Genomic DNA, 13,828 nt, shown 5'->3' with positions numbered 1-13,828 from the left:
GTCGCTGAGTGACGCCGGAGGTCGCGGTCGGACCGGCCTGTGGACAGTGATCACCCGGTTTGCGACGGGTTCGCTACGGTATGCGAACTATGAAGATTCTGTACGGCAGATCAGCGCTGGTTCGCGGCGCGCTCGCCGGCGCGATCGCCGTCGGGCTGGGCGTGTCCGGGTGCAGCAGGAACATCGAACCCGAGGCCGGCAAGACGCCCTCCCCGTCACCAACCAAGTCCGCCAGCCCCACCCCGTCGGAGACCCCGACGGCCACACCCACGCGGACGCCGACTCCCACACCGACGGCGCCCAGCGGTTCAGTGGAAGAACAACTTCACGCCGCCACCGTCAATTACTACCGAGTAATCAACGAGGCCTACAGAAAGCTCGACACGAGTCAGATATACGACGTCATAGTTCCTGGTTCGAACGCCGCGCAAGGTTACATAGATTATGTTGAACAGGTTAAGAAACGGGGAAATCATTTCGAAGACCTCGGGGTGTACAAGGTCTCTGACTTCAAGCTTGCCGACAGAGGGAAGAATGAAATTCGTCGAGTGGAGTTCACCTTATCTATATCAGGTGGTCGAGAAGTAGATGAAAACGGTAAGACGGTCGAGAGCTACAAACCTGAGGCTTGGAGAGGTTCGTGGATGACCTTCGTGCGAAGAGGAGACCGCTGGTTGGCCGCGGGGCAGGTCCTCGGAGAATCCAGCAGTTAGTACTTCTGCTGATCGGTGCCATGGTGTGCGGAACCTTCTTCGCGACGGACGCTTGGGCTTGCCTTGGTTGCAGGAATCCTGAGCCACCTCCACCTCCGGATGGCGGCAAAGGTAGGTTCGCGGGCCAAGCGGCTCTGTTGACTAAAGATGGGGAGGTAGTCGACTCGGGTGGGGGCCCTTCGTGTACGGATTGCAGATGGTGGTTGAAGCCAACCTGTGAAATGGGTGGATACGGGACTTGCAGAACGGCGATGCGTTGCGGGGTAAATCCTGATGGCAGCATGAAATATTCTTATGATGTCTATCTGCTGAGGGCCGGCACAACTTGGCAACAACGGGGCATGGTGTGTCTGGACGATCCATCTGACGTGGTGACGACAGCTGATGTGGGGGAGGAGGTTCGTAAGAACTGGGCGGTGTGGGTGCCGCCACAACGACTGTCGGTACAACCAGCGAACTCTCGTACGCTGGTCAACCTGCCGACGTACTTCCAGTCCGGTCAGCCTCAGCAGATGCCGGCCAAGACCGTGCATGTCTTCAACTTCGACGTCACTGTTACGGCCGAGGGCGAGTGGGAGTGGACGTTCGAACCCGGTGTCACCAGGAAGTTCGACACCCCTGGTAGTAGCTATGACGACTCCGACCCGCAGGTGGAGTACACCTACGACACGGCGGGCCCGCGGTCGGTGGAGTTGAACACCAGTTGGCACGGCCGGTTCCGGGTCGGTGCGTATGGTCCGTACGACATCGCACAACCTGCTGTCCAGGGGCCTGGCCAGATCGACCTGGAGGTCGTGGAGTCCGGACCTGTTCTCGGCCGCTGAGCCGACAGGTCCGAGGGGGCGGAATTCGAAAGAGGCTCCGAAGTGATCCCTGACGGCTGAAGGATTCCTGGGCACGCCACCAGCTGGCGTGGAATCGTTCAGCCGTCAATGGCGTAGAGGCGGCGGGCGTTGTCGCCGCCCACCATCGCGGCCACACGTTCGGCGTCGCGCGCGGTCAGGTCGCCGTCCCGCCACCATTCGCGAAGCAACCGGCCGAACGAGTGCCGGAACTGCGCCGCGCCGACGAGATAACGCTCGGGCAGCCGGTAGGCGTCGGTGGAGAACATCAGCTTGCCGAACGGCGCGAGTTCGCAGAACTCCGCCAGGACGGCCCCCGCCCGTGCACCGACCTGGCCCACAGTCAGTCCGAAGTCCACATACACGTGCGGGTAGACCGCGGCCAGCCAGCCGGCCTCCCGGTGGTACGGGTAGCAGTGCAGCAGGACCAGCGGCGTACCAACCGGCTCCGCCGCCTCGACGAACGGCTGCAGCAAGGCCGGGTTGACAGACGTCAGGCGCAGCTCGCGGTCACCGAAACCGGTGTGTAACTGAACCGGCAGCCCACGGTCGAGACCGCTCCACAGCACGAACCGCAGCAGCACTTCGTCCCGTAACCGGGCGCTGGATCCGACGTCAAGCTCCGCCTCGGCGTCGCGGCGGCGGGTCAGCAGCCAGTCCCGGGCCGCCACCGTCACCTCCGCCCTCGACGGTCGCCGCGGGTCCACGTCGAAGCCGTGCCGGTAACCCAGGATGGACTTCACCGCGACGGCGTTCTGAGTGGCCGTGGCGAGCGCGTCGACGTACGCGTCGGCGAAGTCGCCCGCCGCGACACCCGAGTCGGCCAGGCCTTCCGCGACCGACTCCAGCCGTACCACCTCCCGGCCAACGGCGTCCGCCGCCGACGCGAGCCCGCGCACCGACCACCAGTCCGAGCCTGGTCCGTCGGTCCCCCCGATCCCGGTGTCGACCAGCAGGTACGACAACCCTGCGGCACCGAGCAGGCGGCGGGCCGCCTCGGCCGGCCCTACCTCGGCCCGACGGTCGAGGTAGGTGTCCAGCGGAGTACCGGCCGGCAGCCCGAGCGGGGGAGCGCACCACCGCCGGACGGCGGCTCCGAGCAGGCTGTCGGCGTACGACACTCCAAGGGGCGCCGGCCGATCCGCCTCGCCCAGCATGCGTTCGAACTCGGCCCGGCTCAGCGACCCCCGAGCCTCTCCCGGCCCGACGAACACCGGGTGGCAGTGAGCGTCCACCAGCGGGAGGTCCGCCAGCGAAAGGCCGGCCCGCATCAGTACCTCCACCGGGTGGCGGAGACGATCTCCTCCTCGTTCACTCCGGCGAACAGCTCGGCCTCAGCCCGCCGAACAGTGGCGAACGTGTCCAGCAGCGGCGCCCCGAGCGCCTCGCCCAGCACCTCGTCCTCCTCCAGCAGGTCCACCGCCGCGAGTACCGACTGCGGCAGCCTGGGCGGGCGGCGTTCCTCCGGGAGGGTCGCGGGGTCGGTGGTCACCTCCGGGGGCAGCGGCCGGCCCGCGTCGACACCTGCGAGTGCGATGGCGAGAACCGCACCGACGACGAGGTACGGGTTCGCACTTCCGTCGACGCACTTGAGTTCGGCGTTGGCCGCCCGGGACTCACTTCCTCGCGTACCGGTGACCAGCCGCAGCGCGGCCTCGCGGTTCTCCCGCCCCCAGCACTGGTAGGGCGCGGCCCACTGCTGCGGAACCAGCCGCAGGTAGCTCGCCACGCTGGGCGCGGTGACGGCGCACAGCGCGGGCATCCGGGCGACGAGTTCGGCGAGGATCGACTCGCCCCGGTCGGTGAGGCCGTACGGCCCGTACCCGCCGGTGAACAGGTTCTTCCCCTGGGCCCACGCCGAGAAGTGCAGGTGAGCACCGTTGCCGACCGCGCCGGCGCCGACCAGGGGGGAGAACGACGCGCGTAGCCCGTGCGCCCGCGACACCGCGCGGATCGTCTCCCGGACCAGCACGTAGCGGTCGGCCGCGCCGACCGGATCGGTTGCGGCGACGGACAGCTCGAGCTGCCCGGGCGCGTACTCCGGGTGGAACTGGTCGACCGGTACACCCTGCGCGTCCAGGGCCTCGAGCAACGCCGGCACATAGGCGGAGAGGCCAGGGAGCCGCGACATGCCGTACGCCGGACCGGGCGCGCCCGGCTCCATGTCGTCCTTCGACCCGATGACACCGACGTACCACTCGATCTCGAACGCGCACCGGAAACCCACCTCGCGCTCGGCGGCCGCCGCCGCCATCCGCTGGGCGAAGGACCGCTGGCACATCGGGTACGGCTCACCCTCCTGGGTCAGCCGGTCGACCGGCGCCCACGCCCAGCCCGGCTGGGCCGCCAGCCTGTCAACCCGATGCAGGTCCGGGTACAGGCGGAGGTCGCCGACCGGGCCGCCGGCGTGCCGGCCCGCCGTGATCGAGTCGTCCACCAGGAAGACGTCGAAGACCGGCGACATTCCGACGCCCCAGCCGGCGACGTCGGGCAGCCGATCCACGGGCACGGTCTTCACCCGCGTGATCCCCGCGTTGTCGATCCAGGTCAGTGCCAGGACGCGCACGTCGTCGTCGGTGAGGCGGGCGGCGAGTTCCTTCGCGTACGCGATCCGCCGGGTTCGCTGGTCCGGATCTGCCACGGATTCCATGACCGATCTATACCCCGAGCGGGCCGGCGCCGTCTTCCCGCCCGGGCGCCACGCTTCGCGTCACCGGTTCACTTCGCTCCCTCACACCGCGTTCTGCTAGAAATCCGATGTGCGACTGGAGGACGTGCACGCCCGATACGCAGCGGGGGACGACTGGGTGTTGCGCGGCGTCGAGGCCGAGTTGCGCCCCGGCGACACGATCGTGGTCACCGGCCACAACGGCGCCGGCAAGTCGACCCTGCTGCGCGCACTCGCCGGCCTGACCCCGATCGGCCGGGGCCGGGTCCTCGACCGGCCCGCCGTGGTGGGCTGGCTCCCGGACAGGTTTCCCACCGACCAGCGGTTCACCGCGGCCGGCTACCTGCGCGCGATGGGTCAGGTACGCGGACTGGGCCGCACCGACGCCGATGCCGTGGTCGCCCGCCTGGCCGAACGCCTGCGGCTGACGCCGTACCTCCCCGTCCCGCTCGGCGAGCTCTCCCAGGGCACCGGCCGCAAGGTCGGCCTGGTCCAGGCATTGCTCACCAGGCCGGGACTGCTGGTCCTGGACGAACCCTGGGAGGGCCTGGACCCGCCGAGCCAGGCCGAGTTGCCCGCGTTGGTCGGCGAGGTGACGGAGGCCGGCGGGATCTGCGTGATCACCGACCACCGTGGCCGGTCGGCAGACCTCGGCCCGACCCGGCGGTGGTCGGTACGCGACGGCCGGGTCGAGGAGTTGCCGTTCGCCGAGGCGTCGCCGGACCCAGCAGGCGCAGCGGGCTCGCCGGACCCAGCAGGCGCAGCGGGCTCAGCGGGCTCAGCGGGCTCAGCGGAGCCGTGGCACGTGATCGAGGTGGTCGTCCGGGCGCACGACCCCGCTGCCGAGGTGGCCCGGCTGCGTGCCGCCGGTTACGACGTACGCCGGGTTCGAGGTGAGGCGTGAGCGGCCAGGAGGGTGTCGCAGGCTCCGGCGGGTTGCGCCGTACGCTCGCGCTGACCCGGATGCGGCTGGCGGCGTACGTCGCCAGCCAGCGGGCCTGGCCTCCGTGGGTGGCGGGCCTGGCGCTGGTCCTCGGCGCACACGCCGGCGGGCGGTCCGCGCCCAACCAGGCGTACGCGTTCTCCGCCGCGCTGCTGTTCGCGGTGTTCGGGTGGCAGGCAAAGACCGTGCTGGACACCGAACCCGACGGGCAGCGGCTGCTGTCCCGCGCCGCGGTCGGCTCCGGGACGCGGGAGGTCGTCGCGGGGCTGCTGGCCGCCCTGGCCGCAACAGTGCCGATCGTGGTCATCGCCGTCGTCGTTCCGTACGCCCTCGGCGCGCTGCGGATCCGGGGCCCGGCGCTGCCCTGGCTGGGGTTCGGAGTGTGGATCCACCTGCTCGCCGTACTGGCCGGGCTCGGGGTCGGCGCGCTGGCCAGCCGGGTGGTCGTCGAGCGGATCGGCTGGTCGGCGCTGATCCTGGTCGGGGCGCCGGTCACGGTGCTGGTGCTGGGATCCCGCGACGCCCTGCCCGCCCGGGTGCTGGTGCCCCCGCTGGTCTCCGCCGCGCGCCTCGAACCCACCGCTGACCTGGGCGGACTACTTACCGCAACACTGCATGCCACCGTCTGGGCGGCGGTCCTGCTGTCCGCCTACGGGACCCTGCGGCGCACCCGATGGTGACGCCGGACGAAGCGGGCATAGGCTCGGGGCCGTGCGTCGCGCAAAGATTGTCTGCACCTTTGGTCCTGCTACCTCCACGCCGGAGCGGATTCGTGAGCTGGTCGACGCCGGCCTCGACGTCGCCCGGCTCAACCTGAGCCACGGCACCTACGCCGAGCACGAGCGGATCTATCGCATGATCCGCGAGGCGGCGGAGGAGTCCGGTCGTGGGGTCGGGGTCCTGGTCGACCTCCAGGGGCCCAAGATCCGCCTCGGGAAGTTCGCCGAGGGATCGGCGAACCTCGTCTACGGTGACCGCTTCACCATCACCACCGACGAGTGCCCCGGTGACGCGGCCCGCGCCTCCACCACCTACGACGGTCTGCCCGGCGACGTCGGTCCCGGCGACCGGATCCTGGTCGACGACGGCCGGCTCATGCTGGAGGTCGAGGAGGTCAAGGGCGCCGACGTGGTGACGCGGGTCCTGATCGGCGGGAAGGTCTCCGACCACAAGGGGCTCAACCTCCCCGGTGTCGGCCTGTCCGTCCCGGCCATGTCGGAGAAGGACCACGAAGACCTGCGGTGGGCGCTGCGCCTGCGCGCCGACATGATCGCGTTGTCGTTCGTACGCTCCGCCCGCGACGTCGAGGACGTCCGCAGGGTGATGACCGAGGAGGGCGTCCGGCTCCCGGTCATCGCCAAGATCGAGAAGCCGCAGGCGGTCCAGAATCTCGAGGAGATCATCGACGCGTTCGACGCCTTCATGGTGGCCCGCGGCGACCTCGGCGTGGAGATGCCGCTGGAGGACGTCCCGCTGGTCCAGAAGCGCATCGTCGAGCTCGCCCGCACCAACGCCAAGCCGGTGATCGTGGCGACCCAGATGCTCGAGTCGATGGTCAACGCCGCCCGGCCGACCCGCGCGGAGGCGTCCGACGTCGCGAACGCCGTCCTGGACGGCACCGACGCGGTGATGCTGTCGGGGGAGACCAGCGTCGGCATCTATCCGATCGAGGCCGTACGCACCATGGCCCGCATCGTGGAGACCACCGAGGAACACGGCCTGGACCGGATGGCCGGCATCGACTGGGAGCCGCGCACCAAGGGCGGCGTGATCGCCAAGGCGGCCGCCGAGGTGGCCGAACGGCTCGGCGCGAAGTTCCTGGTCGCCTTCACCCAGTCCGGCGACACCGCGCGCCGGCTGGCCCGCTACCGCTCGCGGGTCCCGTTGCTGGCGTTCACCCCGGAGGAGATCGTCCGGCAGCAGCTGGCTCTCACCTGGGGCGTGGAGACGTTCCTGGTGCCCACCGTGTCGCACACCGACGAGATGGTGAAGCAGGTCGACCGGGCGCTGCTGGCGGTCGGGCGCTGCCGGCGCGGCGACAGCGTGGTGATCGTGGCGGGCAGCCCGCCCGGAATCCCCGGATCGACCAACGCGCTGCGGGTGCACCGTATCGGCGACGCGGTCGCCCAGGCGGCACCGGCCTACCGGGTCTGAGCCGGCTGCGTCGTCGGCCTACAGGGTCCGGGTTTCGGACTCGAACATGAGTGTGGAACCCAGGCCAGGACCAGCCGGGCGACAGGCGAGAGAACGAGCCGAGAAGGAATACGCCTCAGGATCGGTGGATCCGTCGACAGATCGTCAACAGATCACCGACAGATGCGCCGGGAGATCAACGACAGATCGGCCGGCAGAACTGCTGACAGAACTTCTGTCGGAAACCGCCGGCGAGGCCGCTGGTGCCGGGTGTGGGATTCGAACCCACACGCCCTTTCGGACAATGGCTTTTGAGGCCATCATGTCTACCATTCCATCAACCCGGCAGGTCGCGGGATGAATCTTACCCGGTCCGGTCCGGCGATCGGCGGCAGCCGCCGAGGGGTACGCTGTCGGCGCTGTAGGGCCCCCCACGCCACCCTGTAAGTCACTCGTCGCAGGAGGACCGCGCCGTGAGCAACCCCACCGAGCGTGCACCACGCCGGGTCGTCGTGGCCGAGGACGAGGCGCTCATCCGGCTCGACCTCGCCGAGATGCTGGGCGAGGAGGGCTACGACGTCGTAGGGCAGGCCGCCGACGGTGAGCACGCGCTCAACCTCGTACGGGAGCTTCGGCCGGACCTCGTGATCCTGGACGTGAAGATGCCCCGGCTGGACGGCATCAGCGTCGCCGAGGCGATCGGCAACGAGAGCATCTGCCCGGTCATCATCCTCACCGCGTTCAGCCAGCGCGACCTGGTCACCCGGGCGAGCGAGGCCGGCGCCATGGCGTACCTCGTGAAGCCCTTCACCAAGGCCGACCTGGTGCCGGCGATCGAGATCGCGGTGTCCCGGTTCACCGAGCGCACACAACTCGAGAGCGAGGTGTCCGGCCTCACCGAGCGCCTGGAGACCCGCAAGCTCGTCGAGCGGGCGAAGTCGATCCTGCAGCACAAGTTCGGGCTGTCCGAGCCGGACGCGTTCCGCTGGATCCAGAAGACCGCCATGGACAAGCGGGTCCCGATGCGCCGGGTCGCCCAGCTCGTCGTGGACGAAGGTGACGGAACGACGACGGAAAGTGCTGAAAGTGGGTCCTCAGACCCCGCGAGTCAGTAATTTCGTCCATTTCGCTCTCCTCTTGGGTTACGAGACGGTAAGAGGCTCGCGAGGTTCATTCACCGACCGTGCCCGACCGGCTAGTCTCTCTCCACCGCGGGCCAGGCCTGGCCTGCCGCAAGCATTACCTGACGTTGCTTGGCAATGGAGGAATTCGTGTACAGAACACGACTCGTTCGTGTGCTGGCGTTGACGGCGGCCCTGTCGCTCGGGGTCGCCGGATGCGCGCAGAACACCGACAAGACCGGTGAGAACAAACAGAGTGGGGGCGGCCAGGCCAACGCACCGGCGATCAAGGCCGACCCCGCGCCGCCGCTGCCCGACAACGCCGCCCTTCCGGCCGGCGACGGCAAGGGCAAGTGCGGCAAGGTTTCCATCGCCTACATCGGGACCATCGCCGGGGCCAGCGCCGCGCTCGGCCTGAACATCCTCAACGGCGTGAAGCTCGCGGTGAAGGAGCACAACGACGCCAACCCCGGCTGCCAGGTGACCCTGAAGCAGTTCGACTCCGAGGGCAGCCCGGACAAGGCGCCGGGCGTGGTGACGCAGGCGATCAACGACAAGTCGATCCTCGGCGTCGTCGGCCTCGCGTTCTCCGGTGAGTCCAAGGCGGTCGGCAAGGCCTTCAACGACGCCGGTCTGGTGACCGTCACGCCGTCGGCGACCAACCCCAACCTCGCCAAGAACGGCTGGAAGACGTTCTTCCGCGGTCTGGGCAACGACGCCGTGCAGGCGCCGGCGGTGGCCGCCTTCATCAGCGACGAACTCAAGGCCAAGAAGGTCTGCGTCGTCCAGGACGACTCCGAGTACGGCATCGGCCTCGCCGACCTGGTGACCAAGTCGCTTGGGTCGAAGGCCTCCTGCCAGCAGAAGGTCAAGACCGGCCAGAAGGAGTTCTCCGCCGTGGTCGGCGCGATCGAGTCCGAGAAGCCGGACGCGGTGTTCTACTCCGGCTACTACCCCGAGGCCGCGCCGTTCGTGCAGCAGTTGCGTGACGACGGCTTCGAGGGCTCCGTGGTCGCACCCGACGGTGTCCGCGACGACGAGTTCATCAAGAACGCCGGTGGTTCGGCGGAGGGCGTCTACCTCAGCTGCCCGTGCCTGCCCTCTGCCGGATTCACGAAGTTCAGCAAGGACTTCCAGGCGCTGGCCAAGCGGGCGCCGTCCACGTACTCCCCGGAGGGCTACGACGCCACCACCATCCTGCTCAAGGGGCTGGACAAGGGGCTGAAGACCCGGGCGGAGATGCTCAACTTCGTCAAGAACTACCAGGGCCAGGGCCTCACCAAGCAGTTCAAGTGGAACTCCGACGGTGAGCTCACCGAGACCCCGGTCTGGATGTACGAGGTCAAGGACGGCAAGATCGTCCAGTTGAAGGACATGACCAAGGCCACCTCCTGACCGCCCGACCCTGATCGTCCGACGCAGGCGGGCTCCGGGTACGTCGCCTCCTCCCGGGGGCAGGACAGGCGACGTGCCCGGAGCATTCGCGGGAACGGCCCCGCTCGACGTCACCAGGGAACGCGCCTCCGCCGGACGCGCCCAAGGAAGACAGGTCGCCCCTCTTGACGTATCACCTAGCGCTCACCCTCGCCCAGACCGAGAGTCACTGGATCGACTTCAACGTCGGGCTCCTGGCTGACAGGTTCTGGTCCAACACCGTCGACGGCCTGGCGTACGGCAGCATCTACGCGCTGGTGGCGATCGGCTACACCCTCGTCTACGGCGTACTCCGCCTCATCAACTTCGCGCACTCCGAAGTGTTCGTGGTGGGCGCGTTCGGCGCCTACTTCACCTTCGTCGCGCTCGGCTACGAACCCGGGCCCACCCTCGCGTCCGGGCTCGTCCCGCTCATTGTCAACCTGGTGTTGGCAGGGATCGTGGCGATGATCGCCTCGGGGGTCATCGCCCTGATCCTCGAACGCGTCGCCTACCGCCCCCTTCGCAGACGCAACGCGCCGCGACTGGTCTTCCTGATCACCGCGATCGGGGCGTCGTTCGCCATCCAGCAGGCGCTGCTGATCTGGCGGGGCGGCAACCCCGAGCCCGCCATCCGGCTGCTGCGCCCGCAGGCGGTGTTCGAGTTCGGCACCACCCGGATCACCAACATCCAGATCATCGTGTTCGTCGCCTCGCTGCTGCTCCTCGTGGTGGCGGACGCCTTCGTCGGGCGCACTCGGCTCGGCCGCGGCATCCGCGCCGTCGCCCAGGACCCCGACACCGCTGCGTTGATGGGCGTCAACAAGGAACGCGTCATCATGTTGACCTTCGTCCTCGGCGGCGTGCTGGCCGGCGCGGCGTCGTTGTTCTACGTCATGCAGATCCCGCAGGGCGTGCTGTACAACGGCGGCTTCCTGCTCGGCATCAAGGCGTTCACCGCCGCGGTGCTGGGTGGCATCGGCAACCTGCGCGGTGCGCTGCTCGGCGGCCTGCTGCTCGGCGTGGTCGAAAACTACGGCCAGTCGCTGTTCGGCGGGGAGTGGCGCGACGTCGTCGCGTTCGTTCTCCTCATCGCCATCCTCATGGTCCGGCCCACCGGAATTCTCGGTGAGTCCCTCGGGAAGGCCCGCGTATGAGCGCCGGCGTCGGAACGCAACGAGACCCGGGCACCGTGCGGGCGCCGTTCGGTCAGCGGGTGCGCGACTGGTGGAACTCCCGCAGCCGGGCCGAGCAGTGGATGATCGCCATCCCGGTGGTGGTGCTGGTCTACCTCCTCCCGATGCTGAACGTCTTTCCGCTCAGCACCGAGCCGTGGACCGATTACGAACTCGCGCTGTTCAACGCCGCCCGGCTCGGCCTGATCGCCCTCGGCCTCAACGTCGTGCTGGGACAGGCAGGCCTGCTCGACCTCGGCTACGTCGGCTTCTTCGCCATCGGCGCGTACGTCGCGGCGATCATGACCAGCCGGGACTCCTTCCTCCACAACCCGCACTACTCGTGGCTGGTGGTCGTCCCGGTGGCGATGGCGGTCACGATGATCTCCGGCGTGCTGATCGGCACACCGACCCTGCGGTTACGCGGTGACTACCTGGCGATCGTCACCCTCGGGTTCGGTGAGATGGTCCGGCTGCTGGCGGACAACCTCGACCCGCTGCGGGGCAACCGCGGCTTCCAGGACGTCGGCCGCCCGCCTGGCACGCACGCCGACGGGTCGCCGTTGTTCACCCAGACCGACGGCAAACCGTGGTACTGGCTCACCGTCACGTTCATCATCGTGATCCTGTTGCTGATCGGAAACCTCGAACGCAGCCGGGTGGGACGCGCCTGGGTGGCGATCCGAGAGGACGAGGACGTCGCGGAGCTGATGGGCATCCCGACGTTCCGGTTCAAGGTGTGGGCGTTCGTGATGGGCGCCGCGATCGGCGGGCTGTCCGGTGTGCTGTACGCGGGACAGGTCGGCTTCGTCAACAACCAGCGCTTCGACGTGGTGACCTCGATCCTGTTCGTCGCCGCGGTGGTGCTCGGCGGTTCCGGCAACAAGGTGGGCGTACTCCTCGGCGCGCTGGTGATCTCCTACCTGCCCGATCGGTTCCAGCTCGCGCCGCAGTACCGCTTCCTGGCGTTCGGTCTGGCGCTGATCGTGTTGATGATCTTCCGCCCGCAGGGTCTGCTCGGCGCGCGTCAACGGCTCCTTGCGCGCGGGCGGCAGGCCTATCAACGGCTGGTAGGTGCTCCGGAGCCGGTGTCGGCAGACAGCGCCCTCACCGAACAGGGCAAGGGAGGCGACCTGTGAGCGACACCCAGCCCGGGACCCAGCCCGGCTCCCCGTCCGGCACTCAGCCAGGGACCCCGTCCGGCACCCCGCCTGACGTGGAGGGCCTGTCCGCCGAGGCCCGGGAGATGACCGAGGAGGAACGCGCCGCCCACTTCGCCGAGGTCGCGGAGGCGGTCGCGCCCGACCGGGAGATCGCGGTCGGAGTCGGCGACACCCTGCTCGAGCTCCGGGACGTCACCCTGCGGTTCGGTGGCCTCACGGCACTGGACGAGGTGTCGTTCGACCTGCGACGCGGGGAGATCCTCGGCCTGATCGGCCCGAACGGCGCCGGCAAGACGACCTGCTTCAACGTCATGACCGGCGTCTACCGCCCGACCTCCGGCCAGGTCCGCCTGGAGGGCCGGCCGCTCGGCCGGCTCAAGCGGCACCGGATCACGAGGTACGGCATCGCCCGTACGTTCCAGAACATCCGGCTGTTCGACGAGATGACCGCGCTGGAGAACGTCGTGGTGGGCGCCGACGCCCGGCACCGCACCAGCGTGGTCGGCGCGCTGTGCCGGCTACCGCGGCACTGGCGGGAGGAACGCGAGGGCGTCGACCGGGCGATGGCCCTGCTGGAGTTCGTCGGCATCGCCGACCGCGCGGCCGACCGGGCCAAGAACCTCCCGTACGGCTACCAGCGCCGGCTGGAGATCGCCCGGGCGCTCGCGACCGAGCCGAAGATCCTCTGCCTGGACGAGCCCGCCGCCGGGTTCAACCCCGCCGAGAAGGACGACCTGATGTCGTTGATCCGCCGGATCCGCGACGACGGCTACACCGTCCTGCTCATCGAGCACGACATGCGGGTGGTGATGGGGGTGACCGACCGGATCGTCGTTCTGGAGTTCGGCAAGAAGATCGCGGACGGCACACCGGCGGAAGTCCGCGACGACCCGGCCGTGGTGGCCGCCTACCTGGGGGTGCCCGACGATGGCGCTGCTTGAGATCGCCGGCATGTCCGTCCACTACGGCCGGATCGAGGCGCTGCGCGACGTATCCCTCACCGTCGAGGAAGGCGAGATCGTCACCCTGATCGGGGCCAACGGCGCCGGCAAGACGACCACGATGCGCGCGGTCTCCGGGCTGATCCCGCTGTCCCGGGGCAGCATCAAGTTCAACGGCGAGGACATCACCCGGCTGCGCGCCGACCTGCGGGTCCGGCGTGGGATCTGCCAGTCGCCGGAGGGGCGCGGAGTCTTCCCCGGCATGACGGTGCGGGAGAACCTCGACATGGGGTGCTACGCCCGCAAGGACCGCAAGGGCATCGAGGCCGACTTCGAGCGCGTGTTCGAGTTGTTCCCGCGGCTGAAGGAGCGCATCTCCCAGGCGGGCGGCACGTTGTCCGGTGGTGAGCAGCAGATGGTGGCGATCGGCCGGGCGCTGATGGCGCGGCCGCGGCTGCTGCTGCTGGACGAGCCGTCGATGGGGCTGGCCCCACAGTTCATCCAGCAGATCTTCGCCATCATCACCGAGATCAACCAGCAGGGCACCACGGTGCTCCTGGTCGAACAGAACGCCCAGCAGGCGCTGAGCCGGGCGCACCGGGGTTACGTGCTGGAGACCGGTTCGGTCACCCGTTCCAGCGCCGCCGGTGAGCTGCTCGCCGACCCGGCGGTGAAGGAGGCGTACCTCGGCATCGCCTGAGGTCATCGCCTGAGGT

General features: G+C 68.9%; 13 protein-coding genes and 1 tRNA gene. 11 read left to right on the top strand and 3 right to left on the bottom strand.

Annotated features, from left to right (window positions below):
* Positions 1–89: 89 nt before the first annotated feature.
* Both BLU27_RS29305 and BLU27_RS23310 read left to right on the top strand, forming a co-directional pair.
* Entirely contained in the window at positions 90–713 is a 624-nt protein-coding gene (locus BLU27_RS29305) for a hypothetical protein (protein ID WP_157728770.1), read from the top strand.
* A 371-nt stretch (positions 714–1,084) separates the two neighbouring features.
* Positions 1,085–1,537: a hypothetical protein gene (locus BLU27_RS23310; protein WP_172805021.1), complete on the top strand. Its 453-nt coding sequence runs from the start codon at positions 1,085–1,087 to the stop codon at positions 1,535–1,537.
* A gap of 98 nt (positions 1,538–1,635) precedes the next feature.
* On the opposite strand, the gene BLU27_RS23305 is transcribed toward BLU27_RS23310, so the two are convergent.
* Positions 1,636–2,826, bottom strand: a complete 1,191-nt coding sequence (locus BLU27_RS23305; RefSeq protein ID WP_092658134.1) for an amidohydrolase family protein — start codon at positions 2,824–2,826, stop codon at positions 1,636–1,638.
* Positions 2,826–4,205 (bottom strand): type I glutamate--ammonia ligase, encoded by a 1,380-nt coding sequence (locus tag BLU27_RS23300; protein WP_172805020.1) that lies wholly within the window; start codon positions 4,203–4,205, stop codon positions 2,826–2,828. Before BLU27_RS23300 ends, BLU27_RS23305 begins: the two co-directional genes overlap by 1 nt.
* A gap of 109 nt (positions 4,206–4,314) precedes the next feature.
* Here BLU27_RS23300 and BLU27_RS23295 point away from each other — a divergent pair, with 109 nt between their 5' ends.
* The 3 genes from BLU27_RS23295 to pyk are packed head-to-tail and all read left to right on the top strand — an operon-like array spanning position 4,315 to position 7,320.
* Positions 4,315–5,127, top strand: a complete 813-nt coding sequence (locus BLU27_RS23295) for an ABC transporter ATP-binding protein (protein ID WP_092655782.1) — start codon at positions 4,315–4,317, stop codon at positions 5,125–5,127.
* A complete protein-coding gene (locus BLU27_RS23290) occupies positions 5,124–5,846 on the top strand; it encodes a hypothetical protein (RefSeq protein WP_092655781.1) in 723 nt (240 codons plus the stop codon). The genes BLU27_RS23295 and BLU27_RS23290 overlap by 4 nt, the downstream gene beginning before the upstream one ends.
* Positions 5,847–5,877: 31 nt before the next feature.
* A complete protein-coding gene (gene pyk, locus BLU27_RS23285; RefSeq protein ID WP_092655780.1) occupies positions 5,878–7,320 on the top strand; it encodes a pyruvate kinase in 1,443 nt (480 codons plus the stop codon).
* 240 nt (positions 7,321–7,560) lie between these two features.
* Here the strand turns inward: pyk and BLU27_RS23280 are convergent.
* Positions 7,561–7,646 (bottom strand) — tRNA-Leu (locus BLU27_RS23280).
* Between the two features lie 126 nt (positions 7,647–7,772).
* On the opposite strand from BLU27_RS23280, the gene BLU27_RS23275 reads away from it, so the two are divergent.
* From BLU27_RS23275 to BLU27_RS23250, 6 genes are all read left to right on the top strand, one after another.
* Positions 7,773–8,414 (top strand): ANTAR domain-containing response regulator, encoded by a 642-nt coding sequence (locus BLU27_RS23275; protein WP_092655779.1) that lies wholly within the window; start codon positions 7,773–7,775, stop codon positions 8,412–8,414.
* A gap of 156 nt (positions 8,415–8,570) precedes the next feature.
* On the top strand, positions 8,571–9,815 hold the full coding sequence (locus BLU27_RS23270; RefSeq protein ID WP_241827591.1) for a branched-chain amino acid ABC transporter substrate-binding protein: 1,245 nt from the start codon (positions 8,571–8,573) through the stop codon (positions 9,813–9,815).
* Positions 9,816–9,979: 164 nt separating this feature from the next.
* The gene (locus BLU27_RS23265; RefSeq protein WP_092655777.1) at positions 9,980–10,990 is read left to right on the top strand and encodes a branched-chain amino acid ABC transporter permease; all 1,011 of its coding nucleotides are present in this window, start codon (positions 9,980–9,982) and stop codon (positions 10,988–10,990) included.
* Positions 10,987–12,147: a branched-chain amino acid ABC transporter permease gene (locus tag BLU27_RS23260; RefSeq protein WP_092655776.1), complete on the top strand. Its 1,161-nt coding sequence runs from the start codon at positions 10,987–10,989 to the stop codon at positions 12,145–12,147. The genes BLU27_RS23265 and BLU27_RS23260 overlap by 4 nt, the downstream gene beginning before the upstream one ends.
* Complete coding sequence (locus tag BLU27_RS23255) at positions 12,144–13,112, top strand: ABC transporter ATP-binding protein (protein WP_241827590.1); 969 nt, start codon at positions 12,144–12,146, stop codon at positions 13,110–13,112. Before BLU27_RS23260 ends, BLU27_RS23255 begins: the two co-directional genes overlap by 4 nt.
* A complete protein-coding gene (locus tag BLU27_RS23250; RefSeq protein ID WP_092655775.1) occupies positions 13,099–13,812 on the top strand; it encodes an ABC transporter ATP-binding protein in 714 nt (237 codons plus the stop codon). The genes BLU27_RS23255 and BLU27_RS23250 overlap by 14 nt, the downstream gene beginning before the upstream one ends.
* Positions 13,813–13,828 lie beyond the last annotated feature (16 nt).

The organism is Actinopolymorpha singaporensis, from assembly GCF_900104745.1.
In the GTDB taxonomy this organism is placed as follows: Bacteria; Actinomycetota; Actinomycetes; order Propionibacteriales; family Actinopolymorphaceae; genus Actinopolymorpha; species Actinopolymorpha singaporensis.
Note: the sequence above shows the minus strand (reverse complement) of the source record. Positions and strands in the feature narration are given on the sequence as shown.

What these genes read in the sequence shown, in the direction of transcription:
- BLU27_RS29305 (WP_157728770.1), top strand. Translation starts at nt 90, where the DNA reads ATGAAGATTCTGTACGGCAGATCAGCGCTGGTTCGCGGCGCGCTCGCC.
- BLU27_RS23305 (WP_092658134.1), bottom strand. Translation starts at nt 2,826, where the DNA reads ATGCGGGCCGGCCTTTCGCTGGCGGACCTCCCGCTGGTGGACGCTCAC.
- BLU27_RS23300 (WP_172805020.1), bottom strand. Translation starts at nt 4,205, where the DNA reads ATGGAATCCGTGGCAGATCCGGACCAGCGAACCCGGCGGATCGCGTAC.
- BLU27_RS23260 (WP_092655776.1), top strand. Translation starts at nt 10,987, where the DNA reads ATGAGCGCCGGCGTCGGAACGCAACGAGACCCGGGCACCGTGCGGGCG.
- BLU27_RS23250 (WP_092655775.1), top strand. Translation starts at nt 13,099, where the DNA reads ATGGCGCTGCTTGAGATCGCCGGCATGTCCGTCCACTACGGCCGGATC.